The following is a 14362-nucleotide window of genomic DNA, read 5'->3' as shown; positions in this document are numbered from 1 at the left end:
CAGCAGGAAGGCACTTTCTGCGTGCACACTACCGCCTCACGCCCCAAGCTCGTCGTCTCGGCCGACGGCCACGGGGTGATCAGCCACGCAGGATCTCGGCTGCTGGCCGATCTCGCCGACGCCACCGGCCTGACCGCCGCCTTCACCAACGCGCTGCGCCATCTGCGACCACGTGGCACCGGGCACGCCCCCGGACGGATCGCCGTGGACATGGCCGTGATGCTCGCCGACGGCGGCGAAGCAATCCGTGACCTCTCCGTCCTGCGCGACCAGCCTGCGGTGTTCGGCCCGGTCGCCTCCACACCGACCGCATGGCGGCTGCTGGCCGGCATCGATCCCACGACGCTGTCCGCACTGCGCGCAGCCAGAGCCACAGCCCGGGAAGTCGCATGGCTGCAAGCTGCCGAGACCCGGGCGGGGATACCGTCTGCCCGCGCCGCCGGCCGCGACCTCGCGGGTCTGGTCCTGGACATCGACGCCACCCTGGTCACCTGCCATTCCGAGAAGGAGCAGGCGGCAGCCACCTACAAGCACGGCTTCGGATTCCACCCGCTGCTGTGCTTCCTGGACAACACCGGCGAAGCCCTCGCCGGACTACTACGGCCCGGCAACGCCGGAGCCAACAGCGCAGCCGACCACATCACCATCCTGGACCAGGCCCTCGCCCAGATCCCCGATGCCCATCGCCACGGCACCGACATCCTCGTCCGCACCGACACCGCCGGAGGCGCCAAAGCCTTCCTGCACCACATCCGCTCCAAGCGCGCACGCGGCATCCGCACGTTCTTCTCGGTCGGACACCCCATCACCAAACCGGTCCGCCGCGCGATCCGGGCCCTGCCCGGCCAGGTCTGGCACCCCGCACTCGAGCAGGACGGGAGCTTGCGGACCGGAGCCGAAGTCGCCGAACTGACCGGCATGATCGACCTGGCCGGCTACCCGGACGGCACCCGGATCATCGTCCGCCGCGAGCGCCCGCACCCCGGCGCCCAACTGTCCCTGTTCGACCTCGACGAAGGCATGCGCCACCAGGTCTACCTCACCGACACCCCCCACTCCCGCGGCGGAACAGCCCAGTACCTGGAAGCCCGCCACCGCGCGCACGCCCGCGTCGAAGACCGCATCCGCAACGGCAAGAACACCGGCTTCGGCCGCTTCCCGTCCCGCCACTTCACCATCAACGCCACCTGGCTCGAACTCGCACTCGCCGCCACCGACCTGCTCGCCTGGACTCGCACCCTGCTACTGGAAGGTGAACTGGCCACCGCCGAGCCGAAGAAGCTCCGTTACCGGATCCTGCACGCAGCTGCCCGTATCACCCGCGGCGGACGGCGCCTGCGTCTGCGGATCGCCACCACCTGGCCCTGGCGACATGAGCTGACCCGCGCTTTCGACTGCTTGGCCGCCCTGCCCCGACCAGCCACCTGACCACCGTCACCGTCCCTGACCACCCACGACCCCAGGAACCCGGAGAACCCGGCCGAGCGCCGGGCCATCGCCATGTCCACCGCAGACCAGTAGCCAAAATTGCCGGTCACGCCGGGATCGACCCATCGCAGCCACCCAAAGCGAAACAGGGAGGCTAGCGGTTCGAGCTGCAGCAGCGTCTCGATCATGGACAGGGCCATCGACGGCTGGTACGACGTCTGCGGCTTCTGGACGCCGCGCCAGGACGACATCAACGGCGCGAACGCCCTGTACTGAGCGGCCGACGCATGCACTCCTCCCCCATCCGGCACCCTGCCCTGCGGGCGGCCGTCGTGGGCACGGTCGCACTGGTGATCCTTTCATCGAGCGGCTGCGCCGCGGAGCAAGCGGAGACCCGGCCGAAGCAGCGGATATCCGTCTCCCTGGTCAACCGCTACACCGATCTCAGCCGTGTGGAAGAAGACAGCACGGCGGTGGTTCTCGCCAACGCGGTCGGGTCTGGTACCGCCGTGCGCGACGGATTTCCGATCACCGTGACTGATCTCAGGGTGTCGAAGATCCTGACCGGAAAGATCTCCGGACCGAACATCAAGGTGCAACAACTCGGCACGCAGGACGTCGAGTCACCCGACACGTCTCGTTTGATGAAGGTCGGTCGCACCTATCTGCTCTACCTCAGCAAGAATGACGGAAAGGAGAACCCGGACCACTTCGTCGTCACCGGCGGGGACGGGATCTACGTTCTGCAGGGCCGTCGTTATCTGTACCAGGGAGGGCCACCAGCCGGACCAGGAGAGCAATTGCCCGCGGAACTCGCAGTCGGCAACGTGGAAGGGAGGTAAGCCCACAGGCAGCAGCGTCAAGGCCGCGGGACAACGTCGTCGAGGAGGCCGTCCAGCATCACTGTGACGGCCTCTTCTTATCCGGAGCCCTCGCACGAGTTTGCGAGCCCGACCGGGTTGCCCAGACTGTGGTGGCCAGGCACTTGACGAGGCGAGCGGAGCCGGTGTTCCACCCGGACTCGTACGGATATCGGCCCGGACGGTCGGCCCATGATGCGTTGGACCGCTGCCGGCAACGCTGCTGGAGAAAGGACTGAGTGATCGAGCTCGACACCCAGAAGTTCTTCGACAGCGTCCGGTGGGACCTCGTGGTCAAGGCCGTGGAGCCTCAGAGGTCGTTTTCTCCCGATGTTTCATCCCGAAATGAGTGTTTGATCCTGTCGTGTCGGGTCGCGCCAGGAGATGGTTGCTTCGCCGGTGAGGCGGCGGGCCATCAGGTCGGTCATCGCCAGCTGGATCACGGCTTCGGAGCGGGCGGGCAGGGTCTCGTAGTCGCGGGCCAGGCGGCGGTGGAGCATCAGCCAGCCGTAGGTCCGCTCCACGGTCCAGCGCTTGGGCAGCGGGCTGAATCCCTGCTTTCCGGGCGTGCGTTGGACGATTTCCATGTCGATGCCGAGGGCGGCGGCGTGCTCGACGAGGTGCTGTCGGTAGCCGCCGTCCACCCAGACCTTGCGGATGGTGGGGTGTGCGGCGGCCACCTGGTCGATCAAGTCGGTGCCGGCGACGGAGTCCTGCACGCTCGCCGCGGTGACGAGCACCGCCAGCAGCAGTCCGAGAGTGTCAGTGACGATGCTCCGCTTGCGGCCCACGATCTTTTTCGCCGCGTCCGTGCCCTGTCCGGCGGCCGGGACACTGGTGGAGGTTTTCACGCTCTGGGCGTCGATCACGCAAGCGGACGGCTCCGCGCCTTTGCCCTCCTTCTGCCGTAACGCTCGTCGGAGCACGCCGGTGAGCTGGGCGAATACGCCGTTCTTCTGCCATTTGGCGAAGTAGCCGTACACAGTCTCCCAAGGCGGGAAGTCGTGCGGCAGATAACGCCACTGCACCCCGGTGCGGTCCACGTACAAGATGGCGTTCATGATCTCGCGCAGATCATGCTCGGGCGGGCGGCCGATGTTCAGTGCGTGCCGGCGCCGCTCGGCCCGCCAATCGGTCAGCACCGGCTCGATCAACTCCCAGCGGGCATCGGACAGATCACTCGGATACGCGCGACGTTCGACCATGACCTGGACGTACCGCCGCTCGAGGGCGTGCGCCCAGGCGTGCACCGCAAGCGGCGGAAGCATGGGCCGTGCGACGGGCGACTTGGGATGAGACAGGCGCAAGCCGTCCATCGCCGCAACCACCACCCGCACCGGACTGCGCGTCACGGCCAAGCTGGACACCAACACCTACCCGACCGGAGTCGCCATCAACAACGCGGACATGGCAGCCCTGCCACTGACCCGCCATGCCTTCCACGGCGACTGGAACTATGCCCTGCACTCCCAGCCGGCCCCGTCCATCCCGGCGGCCCGAACCCAGCGGACACCGGCGCCGCAGTGGGACCCGGCCCTGCTGTCCGACCCCGCGCTGACCGGACTGTCCCCACACCAGCTGGGGGACCTGACTCAGACCCTGGCCACGGACGGCGACACCGGACGCGGCCGCCCGCCCCGGCTCGCCTTCCCCGACCAGGTCCTGGCCACCGTGCTCCACCTGCGTGTCAACCTGGCCGCAGAACCCCTCGCCGTGCTCTTCGGCAGCAGCCGGACTGCCATGCATCGCACCCTGCTGAAGATCAGGACACTGCTCGAAGCACACGGCATCAGCGTCACGCCGGCGACCACCCCGCCTGCCGCCCTCACAACCCTCCAGGCCCGGGTCATCGCCCTGAGCAACGACCCCAACAGCAAGATCAAGACAACATGTTGATGATCTGCAAGCCCTAAAGGCTGTCCCGTAACGATCAGGCACGACGATGTCGCGGCCGATCGCCGATCAGTTGCGGAGTCAAGTTCAGGCCGGTTGCCCATGCCGTCAGCGCGGCGAAGTCGTCGATGGCAAGGCCGCGTCGGGGATCGACCCGGTGCAGTAGGGCGGGACCGTCGTGGTGTTCCTTCACCCAGGTGCGATCCGCTTCTGTGATCTCGTCGTCGACCCAGGCGAACGCACGGCCTCTCGCCCACGCGACGATCTCAGGTGTCTTCCAGAACACACCGTTCCCGGGCTCGGGCCGCGGCGAGGGCCAGGGAATGAAGGGCAGCTCGGGCAATCTCAGGACTGGGGCGACGAAGGTGTTGGCTTCTTCCTCCCACGTTGTTGCCCACACCAGGTCGTAGGGGAGCGCGCTCAGCGTCGGCCCGTGGTCCGGGTTGAGCCACACACGCAGCGGCTTCACGGGCTTGTTCGGCAGCCCCCACTCAGCCAGCCGACGCCGCTCAGCGGCCTCCCACCGAGGCGTCAGCAACCGGTGCGTCTCATAGCCCTCAGGCCGCCGGTGTGGCTTGGCGGCATATGGATTCAGCGGTCCGTCCACATCCACCAACAGCACTGGGCGCACCCGCTCACCCCCTTTGACTCTGCGTCGCACGGTACCGGCCGATGACGGGACCGCCCAGCGAATTCTGGCTGGTACTGATCCCCGTAAGCCCTGTTCTCCGGGGTGGTGCGACCCTCTTGATGTGGCTGCAGTGATCACGGCGTCGGAGTCGTCCTGGAGAGCCCCGTTCACCGGGCTGAACCCGCGCGCTTTCCGCAAGCTGATCACGATGCTGCGCCGCGAGGGAGCCGAAGTGCTGCGCCCGGGGCGTCCATGGTCGCTGCCGCCGGAGGACCGGGTGTTGCTCGTCGCCGCTTACTGGCGAACCAACCTGACGCTACGGCAGCTCGCGCCGCTGCTCGGCGTCTCGAAGTCCGCAGCTGACCGGATCGTCGCCCGCACCGGCCCACTGCTCGCGCTCAAGCAGCGGCAGCGGTTCCGCAGGGGCACAGTACTCATCGTGGACGGCACCCTGGTTCCTACCCGCGACCACGGCATCGCTGAGCAATCGAAGAACTACAGGTACTGCACCAACCACCAGGTCGTCATCGACGCTGACACCCGTCTGGTCGTCGCGGTCGGACGGCCGGTCCCCGGTAACCGCAACGACTGCAAGGCATGGGTCGAGTCCGGCGCCAAGGCGGCCGTCGGGGAGACGACAACAATCGCTGATGGCGGCTACCCGGGCACCGGTCTTGTGATCCCGCATCGACGCCCCGCCGGCGGTGACCTATGTGATTGGAAGCAGGAGCACAACCGCTTCCACAAGCAAGTCCGAGCCCGCGCTGAGCATGTCTTCGCCAGGATGAAGACGTGGAAAATCCTGCGCGGCTGCCGACTCAAAGGTGAAGGCGTTCACCATGCCATGCCCGGCGTCGCCCGCCTGCACAACCTCCTCCAGGCCGCATAGGCGGACCGCCGCCCCAGCTGCTTTGCATGCCCTGCACGTCTGAAGATCGATTACGGGACAGCCCTCAGGCGCGTGCGGAGGGCAGGTTGTATCGGCTAACGGCCAGGTACGTTTCCGGCGTCGCCGCTTCGAGGAGACCCTCGTCGCCCTCCAGATCGAGTTCCGGCTCCTGTGGACGGCGCAGAAGGTCACTCCAGTCGCTCGCTGCACCCCGCTCGTAGGCGTCGCGGAGCAGGGGACGCAGCCGTGGGCGGGCTTCCTCCTGCTGTTCGCGGAAGATGCGTCGCTGGGTGAGTCGCTGTTCTTCCTGGGCTTCGTCGCTGAGTTCCAGGTCGGTTGCCAGCTGGTCCTCGGCGCGCAGTCCTGGGGTGCGCCGGGCGATGGCGAGGTCCTCCTCGTGGAGGCGCTCGCAGGTGGCGAACAGTCGCCGGGACATGCCGAGGTGGACCTCAGTTCCGGGGATGCGGCAGCTCAGGAAGTCGCCGAGGCCCATGGAGCGGATTCCGGTGCGCGTCGATCCGAGCCGCCCGCCCCGACGGAGCCCGATCTACGTGATCTTGGACAACCTGTCCGCCCATAAGGGCGAGAAGATCCGCCGCTGGGCGAAGAAGCACCGGGTCGAGCTGTGCTTCACCCCGACCTACGCGTCCTGGGCCAACCCGATCGAGGCCCACTTCGGGCCGCTGCGGCAGTTCACCATCGCCAACTCCAACCACCCCAACCACACCGCCCAGACCCGGGCCCTGCATGCCTACCTGCGATGACGCAACAAGAACGCCCGCCACCACGACGTCTTGGCCGCTCAACGCCGCGAACGTGCGGGTGTCCGCAGTGAAAAAGGCATCCGCTGGGGCGGACGGCCACTCCCCGCGGCGGCGTGAACGACGCCGGGAGCGGGGACCACCGGCTCAGTCACCGGATAACGTGTCGGCCGGAGGACGGCCTCGGGTTGCACTGCGCCGCTCCCCTGTTCACATGCGCTGGAGGAACTGGTGGCGGGCTGGCGACGATTCGAGCTCCTACAGGGGGCTAAGACCGAGTACCGGGAAATTCGCCAGGAAGGCATCCGCTCCTTCCTCCGCTGGGGCGCGATAGGCACCAGCGGCAAGGCGAGCACGTCGACGCTGGACGACGAACAGCGCGCCAGCCGCCACGCTTCCCGCAAGATCAACGAATGGCTCCGCAAGGGCTTCGCCGAGGTCGAGCGGCCGTTTGACGTCGCCGAACTTGACCAGCAGACGCCCGTCCTCGACGTGATCAAGTCAAGCACCCGGCCGCATGCCCCGGTCCCCGAGTATCTGCCGATCGATGGCTTTGACGAGACGTACCACCGCAGCCATGCCCCGGATCACCCCATGGGATTTCACGAGTACTTCGTGCTGCGAGACCAGGGACGCAGCGCCGTTCGCTTCACCGTGCGCGGACAGTGCCGTGACCCCGCGGCCGTGTCGTCCTTCCTGGCCGTCCTCGGCGCTGGGCGCGACCTGCCCTTCGACGGGCAGTCCCACCACAAGGTGCCGCTGTCAATGCCGGTGGGACCCTTCAGTCACGCCTTGTTTTGCGCGCCGGCACTCGGGCAAGCCTGCATCGCGTATCCAGCCATCGCCGCTCGCGTCGCGACAGCCTTCCCAATCTTCGACTGCGAGATCGGCGACGCGGATCCGGAAGTCCTCATCGACGCGCGAATCCGCGGCCACGATGCACTGCCCTACAGCGACTGGAGCCGCCAGCCACAGCCGGTCGTCGACCTCAGGTTCGATGTCCAGCCGTCCAACTACCGCCGGACGCGGACCTTCAAGGTCTTCAGATCCGCAGACCTCAAGGCGCTCTTGGACGTGCTCCCGACTGCGGCAGCCCAGAGTTGGCTGGAGGTCCGCTCCTTCCGAGGCGAGACCAAGCGTTTCACACCCGAGACCGCCACACCATTCTCCGAAGTCACCTCCTTCCTCCACGGCTGAGCCTGCTTGGAGCCTCGTCCGCGAGCGCACACGACGCAGCTCTCACATGCCTCACAAAAGACAACGCCGACCCGGTGAACGTATGCGGTCAGAGCACTAGCGGTCAGGGCGCAGGTGCTGGCCTGCACGCCCGACGTGCTCCTACTGGTTCTGGTACTGCGCCCCGGCGCGGCGGACCGGGAACTGTCGACGCCCCTGGTGCGCGACCTGCCGGCCGCCTACACCGCGCGGCGCGACGGCATCCCGCCGGCCTGGCCCGAACCCGCCCCACCCCCCGCCACCGTATCGCCCCGGCCGACCGCAGACCACCGCCACGACACGGTGCACTTCCCCCTCGCGCCCGAACTCCTCGACGCGATCGGCGCATTGGCGAAGAACCGGCGCGCGACCACCGCCATGGTCCTGCGCTTGGCGCTCGCGGTGCTCTGGCACCATCTGGGCAGCGGCACCGACACGCCGACCGCTTCACTGACCGCGGCAAGCGACCGAGCCACGGCAGCGGGCTCGAACGAGCCGTACGACACCATCCGCCTGCGGCGCACGGACCTGTCGGCCAACCCGTCCTTCGGCACGCTCCTCGACGCCGTACGGGACCGATGCCTCGACTCCCGGGAAGAGACCCTTGACGCACTCGACCCGCACCGCTCCGGCCCCCTCCCGCTGTTCCGGACGGTCCTCGCACGCCGCCGCACCACGCCCCTCCTCGACCTGCCGGGCCTGACCGTGGCCGAGGAACCGGCCGGCGCGCGTACCGCGCGAGGCGACCTGGTCCTCGCCGTCACCGCGGCCGCCGGTGCGGGCGGCCAGGAGCTGACCGGTGCGATCGAGTACGCCACCGACCTGTTCGAGCGGACGGCGGTGGAGAGACTCGCGGGCCGGTTCGTACGGGTGCTGGAACAGGTGGCGGCGGACCCCGGTCTGCCGGTGGCCGCGGTCGACGTCCTGGGCGCGGCCGAACGGCACCGGCTGCTGGAGGAACTGGTCGGCACAGCGGTGCCCATGCCCCGGCTGACGATCCCGCAACTGGTGGAGCGTCAGGTCTCCGCGACCCCTGACGCGGTGGCCGTCGTGTGCGCCGACCAGTCGCTGACCTACCGGGAACTCAACGCGCGGGCCGACCCGCTGGCAGCCGCGCGGATCCGGGCCGGACTCGGCCCGGAAGCGCTGGTCGGGCTGGCGCTGCCCCGCTCGGCCGACCTGGTGGTGGCACTGCTGGGGATCCTGAAATCCGGTGCCGGATACCTGCCGATCGACCCCCGCGACCCCAGCCGACGGCTGGACTTCCTGCTCTCCGACCCTATGTCCTCGGCCCCGGCCTCGCCCCTGTGCCACCCGGCGTCGCGGGGGAGCTGTACGTCGCGGGCTCGATCGGCCGCGGCTACCACGCCAGGCCCGACCTGACCGCCGAACGATTCGTCGCCGACCCGTTCGGTCTGCCGGGGGAGCGCATGTACCGCACGGGCGACCTGGCCCGCTGGAACGCGGAGGGGCAACTGGAACACCTCGGGCGTGCCGACACCCAGATGAAGATCCGCGGGATCCGCATCGAGCCCGCCGAGATCGAAGCTGTGCTGACCGACCACCCCGGCATCGCCCACGCCGTGGTGACCGTCAGTCCCGCGCGCGGCCCAGGCGGCGGCCGTCTCGTCGCCTATCTCGTATCCGCCGCACCGGGCCCTGAAGAACTCGCAGGCGGCCCCGACCCGAGGCGACTGCGCCGGTTCGTCGCCGGCCGGCTTCCCGCCTTCATGATCCCCTCCGCCTTCGTCGTCCTCGACCGCCTCCCGCTGGGCCCCAACGGAAAGCTCGACCGACGGGGACTGCCCGAACCCCGGCAGAGCCGTTGACCCCCGACGGCGACATCCTCAAGAGACCTTCTGGGAAGCGCGCATGCCGAAGCAGACGTAGGGCGTACGGTCCGGAAGTGTCCCGAAAACCAGTGGAAGGCACGGTGCGCTCACCGGACCGATCCCCGGCATGGCGAGCACCGAGTCGGACACCGGCACCAGATCCGACTCGATCGGCGGCGAGTACTTCGCCACCCCACCGGTCAGCTCCAGCCGCACCCGCGGCACACCGTCACGCTCACCGACCGTGATGCGTACGCCTTCCCGCTCGTATGTACCGGTGAGCGCGCCCACATCGACCTTCCGGGGCTTCTCGGGAGGAGCGAACGCGTCGGGCAGCCGCACCCCGGCCAGCTCACCCAGCAGCTCCTGGAACAGGTCGACGTGAAACTGGTCGCACTGCCCCCATTGGTCGGCAAAGCGGCGACGACACCGCTGCGGGGCACGACACGCAGATACGAGAACTGCCCTACAGCGGCACCGTCGTGACCGTAACCGGCGACACCGCCCCAGTCGTACAGCGCCCACCCGTGCCCCCACCCGTCCGCCATGAACGACCATGGGTCCCGGCAGTCGGCCACGCGCTGACGCATCGTCGCCGCCGACTCGGCCGACAGCACGCGCGTACCGTCCGGCGCGAGACCGTCATGCAGATGCATCCGCGCGAACCGCACCACGTCCCCGGCGGTGACCAGGACACGCCCGTACGGCCCGGCCGACCGCGGCAGCATGTCCCACACCGGCGCGGGCTCCGGCTCGTCCTCCAGCCCACCGACATGGCTCATCGCCACCCGGAACCGCAGCGCCTCCTCCGGGAGTGTCATCGAATGCTCCAGACCCAGCGGTGCCAGCACCCGGTCACGCAGCGCGTCGTCCCAGGTCTGCCCGGTGATCACCTCCACGATCCGGCCGAGAATCGCTTACCCGGTACTGCAGTAGGACACGATGGTCCCCGGCGGGCAGTCCTGGCCCACGTCCGCGCACGCCTCCACGTAGCGGGCCAGGCAGTCGTCACCGCGGCCGGTGTCATGGGTGAACTCACCGCCGATGCCGCTGGTGTGGCTGAGTAACTGCCTGACCGTCACGATCTCGGCGACCTCGTCATCGGCGACCGAGAAGTCCGGCAGTACGCCCACCACCCGGGTGTCGAGCCGCAGTTGACCGGAGTCGACCAGCTGCATCACCAGCGTCGCCGTGTACACCTTGGCGATCGAACGAACCGGACTGGAGCACCGAGTCCGCGGTCACCCGCACACCGGTGTCCCGATGCAGCACGCCGCTGGCCAGCTCGTGGATCTCACCGTCGACCAGCACCGCAAGCGCCGCACCCGGCACGTGATACCGGGAACGCAACAGGCCGAGGCGGTCCTGCCAGTGAGCACGGTCGAACACATGGCGCCCTTTCCCCTTGTCGTCGATCGTCGCGGTGCACACGGCGTTGGTCTCCCTCAGAAGTAGCCGAGTACGGCCAGGCCCAGTCACCAGGCCAGGGTGAGCCACCCGTTGTGTCCGATCTCGCTGCCGAGCAGCAGGCCGCGCAGCGTCTCGATGGCCGGAGTGAACGGCGGGTACTCGGCGATCGGTTGGAACCAGCCCGGCATCGCGTCGACCGGGACGAAGGCACTGGAGATGAAGGGCAGGATGACCAGCGGCACCGCGTTGTTGCCCGCCGCCTCGCTGTTCGGGCTGGCCATCCCCACCGCGATCGCCATCCAGGTGAACGCCAGGGCGACCAGCGCGAGCAGCACGAACGCCGCCAGCCACTCCGCAACCGTGGCGTCCACGGACCGGAACCCGATGGCCACGGCGACGGCACCGACCAGGGTCACGCTGATCATCGACCGCAGCACGCTGCCCACCACATGCCCGATGAGCACCGAACCACGGTGGATCGCCATGGTGCGGAAGCGGGCCATGATGCCCTCGGTCATGTCGTCGGCGACGGACACCGAAGTGCCCACCAGCGTGGTGCCGATGGTCATCATCAGGATGCCCGGAGCGATGTAGGCGATGTACTCGGAGCGGTCTGCACCGCCACCGCCGATGCCCGCGCTCATCACGTCGCCGAAGACGTACACGAAGAGCAGCAGCATGATCAGCGGCGTCAGCACGACGTTCAGGGTGAGTGCCGGGTAGCGCCGCGCGTGCAGGAGATTGCGGCGCACCATCGTCGTCGAGTCGCGTACGGCCAGGGACAGGGAGCTCATCGCACGGCCTCCTTCCGCGGCTGGGCCAGACCGCCGGTCAGGGCGAAGAACACGTCGTCGAGATCGGGGGTGTGCACGGTCAGCTCGTCCGCCTCGATCCCGGCCGCGTCCAGCCAGTCGAGGATGGAGCGCAACTGGCGCTGGCCGACGTCGCCGCGCCCCTGCATCTCCAGCGCCTCGTCGTCGGTGGTGGCCTCGCTCGGCGCCAGGAGCGCCGACTGGTACGCGGCCGGGGCGGCGAACCGCAGCCGCACATGCCCGCCCGGGATGAGCCGCTTCAGCTCGTCGGCGGTTGCCTCAGCAGCGATCTTGCCGTCGCCCAGGACCGCGATGCGGTCGGCGAGCTCGTCGGCCTCCTCCAGGTACTGGGTGGTGAGGAAGACGGTGACGCCCCCGGAGACCAGCTCGCGGATGATCTGCCACGTGTTGTGGCGGCTGCGCGGGTCGAGCCCTGTGGTCGGCTCGTCGAGGAAGATGATCCGCGGACTGCCGACGAGCGTCATCGCGATGTCGAGACGGCGCTTCATACCGCCGGAGTAGGTGGACGCGGGCTTCTTCGCCGCCTCCGTCAAGTGGAAGCGCTCCAGCAGCTCCGCGACGGTGCGCCGGCCCTCGCTGCGGGACAGATGATTCAGGTCCGCCTTCCCGTCCAGCGGCACGAACGCCTGCGACGATGCTGTCCGGGCCGCCTCCGCAAGGGTCGGCGCGAGAGCGGTCAGGACCTCGACGGCCTCGGTGATGTACCGGTACGCGGTCGTGGTCCCGATGCCGAACCCGGCCGCGAGCTGGGCGTACGGGTGGCCGTTGCGGAGATGGGCAAGAGTGGGCAGGGCCTGTCGGCCGACACTCAGGCGCCGCCGGCGGGCACCGAGCTCTCGGCGGCGCTGACGGAGCTTGGCGTGCGAAGGACACCGTCCGGCTGCAGGCCCGCTCCGGGCGTGACGTCACCGCGGTGTGGGTGCGCGGCGAGACCACGCCCCTGAACGATTTGTACGTCCTGGTTCTCTTCGCCCGGCTGGACGAGGAGTACTGCGATCTCCGGGACGCGAACTTCGTGTGGACGGCGGTCGCCTTCGCGAACGAGTGTTTGAAACACATGGAGCCTGAGACCGGTTCGGACATTCTTCGCTGGCGGCGGAGATCCACTCGCGGTGGACGGTGCCTACCACCGGGTGTGCGTGACGTCACGGAACTGCTGCGTGCCGTCCCACTCCCAGCGGTGAAGCTCTGTCAGGCCGACGGCGGAGACGAAGGAGCGGCATTCAAGGTGGCCTGGCCCGCTATCGGCGACCTCCCCGTGGCGGACACCTATGCCCCCGGTCGAGAACCCGAGCGGGGACGATCTCAACGTCCGCTGTTCAGCTGTTCGTGGTGGATCTGCTGATCTCGGCTCAGGGGCCGAAGTGGATGAACGGAGTCCAGGCCGTCTCCGGCCAGGGGCGATCGGCGGGGCGTACGGCGGACACGGCCGCGTGCAGGACGCGGGCGGTGTCGTCGTGCGCTACCAGCGAGGAGATGCCCTCGTAGAACTCCTTCGCGATCAGCCGGGCCAACCCGCTGTAGACGGGCCGGAGGGTGCCGATGACCGGGGTGCACCACCAGATCCTCGGCGCGCGCGCCGAGGCGTCGGGCACGGGCTCGGTGTGACCGAGCCCGGTCAGGACCGGTCCGACCACGGCGCCCCAGAGCCGGGCGAGTTCGTTGCGGAACCGCCTGACGCCCTTTTCCCGCCGTGTCGCCCGGTCGTTGAACGCGTCGACGTGATGCAGGAGTTCGTCTCGCGTACAGCCGAGGGCGACGGACTCGGTCTCTCCTCGGTGCAGAACCAGGGCGTCGCAGCGGAACCGGGACGCCGTGAGTAGGACGACCGGCGCGCCCGGGTCGAGAGACCGCAGCTCTTTCCAGTTTGGGGGGAGCAGGAATCCCTCGTGCCCCGGTTGCTTGCGGATGCCATTCAGCACGGACTCCCAGTCGCGTGCCCGGTCACGCTGTTCCGACGCCTTGAGCGCGTCGGCCCGGTGCGTCGCATTGCCTATGGTGTAAAGACTGCTGGCGGCCCTGTCCGCGGCCTGCAGCTCCGCAGTGAGCCGAGTGAACTCGGCATGGAGCTGCGTTGTCGACCAAGATCAGCCTGTCCGCCCGTAGCTTCACGTGCTTGTCTACCCATCGGGGATCGATCAGTCCAGCTCGACCCTGCGGTACTTCTCCCGCCTGCTGTCCGCCCGGCGCCTGGAGCGGGGCACGCGGTGGCGCCGGCTGAGCCAGGACCAGCAGGCCCTGCTGGTCCTGGCCCACCTGCGGTGCGCCCACACCCATGCCCGGCTCGCGGCCGGGTTCGGCGTCGGGGTCGCCACGGTCTGCCCATCGAACGGATCGCCGCCGACCGGCCGTACTACTCCGGCAAGTACAAGAGCACGGCATGAACGTGCAGGTCATCGCCGACCCGTTCGGGCGTCTGCTGTGGGCTTCGCCCGCCCTGCCCGGCGCAGTCCACGACGTCAAAGCCGCCCGCACAGCCGCCCTGTCCAGTCTTCGATGCTCAGCTCCGCCATGAACTACAGCCTCCCACCGCGACGGACCCGGCAGGACCCAGCGGCCCGGCGGGCCGGGCACCGATCCGGCTGGACCTCGATGAGGGCGGCGTCGGCA

General features: G+C 68.8%; 11 protein-coding genes and 6 pseudogenes. 9 read left to right on the top strand and 8 right to left on the bottom strand.

The genetic code is table 11. The features are described 5' to 3' along the window. The first annotated feature begins 21 nt into the window (after positions 1 to 21). The gene (locus ACZ79I_RS01080) at positions 22 to 1428 is read left to right on the top strand and encodes an IS1380 family transposase (RefSeq protein ID WP_471493051.1); all 1407 of its coding nucleotides are present in this window, start codon (positions 22 to 24) and stop codon (positions 1426 to 1428) included. 287 nt (positions 1429 to 1715) lie between these two features. Further along, complete coding sequence (locus ACZ79I_RS01075) at positions 1716 to 2270, top strand: hypothetical protein (RefSeq protein ID WP_471493198.1); 555 nt, start codon at positions 1716 to 1718, stop codon at positions 2268 to 2270. Positions 2271 to 2623: 353 nt separating this feature from the next. Here the strand turns inward: ACZ79I_RS01075 and ACZ79I_RS01070 are convergent, their stop codons facing one another. Then, on the bottom strand, positions 2624 to 3493 hold the full coding sequence (locus ACZ79I_RS01070; protein WP_471504685.1) for an IS5 family transposase: 870 nt from the start codon (positions 3491 to 3493) through the stop codon (positions 2624 to 2626). 106 nt (positions 3494 to 3599) lie between these two features. Between ACZ79I_RS01070 and ACZ79I_RS01065 the strand changes: the two are divergent. Beyond that, positions 3600 to 4184, top strand: a pseudogene (locus ACZ79I_RS01065) (ISAzo13-like element transposase-related protein); the annotation flags it as partial. Positions 4185 to 4218: 34 nt separating this feature from the next. On the opposite strand, the gene ACZ79I_RS01060 reads toward ACZ79I_RS01065, so the two are convergent. After that, positions 4219 to 4803, bottom strand: coding sequence for a hypothetical protein (locus tag ACZ79I_RS01060; protein WP_471504683.1), 585 nt, complete (start codon positions 4801 to 4803; stop codon positions 4219 to 4221). A 130-nt stretch (positions 4804 to 4933) separates the two neighbouring features. Here ACZ79I_RS01060 and ACZ79I_RS01055 point away from each other — a divergent pair, with 130 nt between their 5' ends. After that, positions 4934 to 5701, top strand: a complete 768-nt coding sequence (locus ACZ79I_RS01055) for a transposase (RefSeq protein ID WP_471493196.1) — start codon at positions 4934 to 4936, stop codon at positions 5699 to 5701. Positions 5702 to 5765: 64 nt separating this feature from the next. Here the strand turns inward: ACZ79I_RS01055 and ACZ79I_RS01050 are convergent, their stop codons facing one another. Further along, the gene (locus ACZ79I_RS01050; protein ID WP_471505511.1) at positions 5766 to 6194 is read right to left on the bottom strand and encodes a hypothetical protein; all 429 of its coding nucleotides are present in this window, start codon (positions 6192 to 6194) and stop codon (positions 5766 to 5768) included. Between ACZ79I_RS01050 and ACZ79I_RS01045 the strand changes: the two are divergent. The 4 genes and pseudogenes from ACZ79I_RS01045 to ACZ79I_RS01030 form a co-directional block, all read left to right on the top strand. After that, a pseudogene (locus ACZ79I_RS01045) lies at positions 6155 to 6582 on the top strand (transposase); the annotation flags it as partial. The gene ACZ79I_RS01050 and the pseudogene ACZ79I_RS01045 overlap by 40 nt on opposite strands. A 111-nt stretch (positions 6583 to 6693) precedes the next feature. Continuing rightward, positions 6694 to 7659, top strand: a complete 966-nt coding sequence (locus ACZ79I_RS01040; protein WP_471493194.1) for a WGR domain-containing protein — start codon at positions 6694 to 6696, stop codon at positions 7657 to 7659. A gap of 396 nt (positions 7660 to 8055) precedes the next feature. Continuing rightward, positions 8056 to 8895 (top strand): annotated as a pseudogene (locus ACZ79I_RS01035) (AMP-binding protein); the annotation flags it as partial. Positions 8896 to 8921: 26 nt separating this feature from the next. Further along, positions 8922 to 9494: pseudogene (locus tag ACZ79I_RS01030) on the top strand (AMP-binding enzyme); the annotation flags it as partial. 30 nt (positions 9495 to 9524) lie between these two features. On the opposite strand, the gene ACZ79I_RS01025 reads toward ACZ79I_RS01030, so the two are convergent. From ACZ79I_RS01025 to ACZ79I_RS01005, 5 genes and pseudogenes are all read right to left on the bottom strand, one after another. After that, positions 9525 to 9725, bottom strand: a complete 201-nt coding sequence (locus ACZ79I_RS01025; RefSeq protein ID WP_471493193.1) for a hypothetical protein — start codon at positions 9723 to 9725, stop codon at positions 9525 to 9527. Continuing rightward, positions 9710 to 10687 (bottom strand): annotated as a pseudogene (locus ACZ79I_RS01020) (serine hydrolase domain-containing protein). The gene ACZ79I_RS01025 and the pseudogene ACZ79I_RS01020 overlap by 16 nt, the downstream one beginning before the upstream one ends. 297 nt (positions 10688 to 10984) lie before the next feature. After that, a complete protein-coding gene (locus ACZ79I_RS01015) occupies positions 10985 to 11713 on the bottom strand; it encodes an ABC transporter permease (protein ID WP_471493192.1) in 729 nt (242 codons plus the stop codon). Then, positions 11710 to 12564: a transposase family protein gene (locus ACZ79I_RS01010; RefSeq protein ID WP_471504681.1), complete on the bottom strand. Its 855-nt coding sequence runs from the start codon at positions 12562 to 12564 to the stop codon at positions 11710 to 11712. Before ACZ79I_RS01010 ends, ACZ79I_RS01015 begins: the two co-directional genes overlap by 4 nt. A gap of 540 nt (positions 12565 to 13104) precedes the next feature. Further along, positions 13105 to 13674, bottom strand: a complete 570-nt coding sequence (locus ACZ79I_RS01005) for a hypothetical protein (protein WP_471493190.1) — start codon at positions 13672 to 13674, stop codon at positions 13105 to 13107. 190 nt (positions 13675 to 13864) lie between these two features. Between ACZ79I_RS01005 and ACZ79I_RS01000 the strand changes: the two are divergent. Next, a pseudogene (locus ACZ79I_RS01000) lies at positions 13865 to 14225 on the top strand (helix-turn-helix domain-containing protein); the annotation flags it as partial. Positions 14226 to 14362 lie beyond the last annotated feature (137 nt).

The organism is Streptomyces sp. PSU-S4-23 (genome assembly GCF_055632315.1).
The sequence above is the reverse complement of the archived record's forward strand: the minus strand, read 5'-3'. Positions and strand labels throughout refer to the sequence as shown.

Excerpts from the sequence above, each read along its gene's own strand:
- ACZ79I_RS01070 (WP_471504685.1), bottom strand. The coding sequence starts at position 3,493 with ATGGTCGAACGTCGCGCGTATCCGAGTGATCTGTCCGATGCCCGCTGG.
- ACZ79I_RS01015 (WP_471493192.1), bottom strand. The coding sequence starts at position 11,713 with ATGAGCTCCCTGTCCCTGGCCGTACGCGACTCGACGACGATGGTGCGC.
- ACZ79I_RS01050 (WP_471505511.1), bottom strand. The coding sequence starts at position 6,194 with ATGGGCCTCGGCGACTTCCTGAGCTGCCGCATCCCCGGAACTGAGGTC.
- ACZ79I_RS01075 (WP_471493198.1), top strand. The coding sequence starts at position 1,716 with ATGCACTCCTCCCCCATCCGGCACCCTGCCCTGCGGGCGGCCGTCGTG.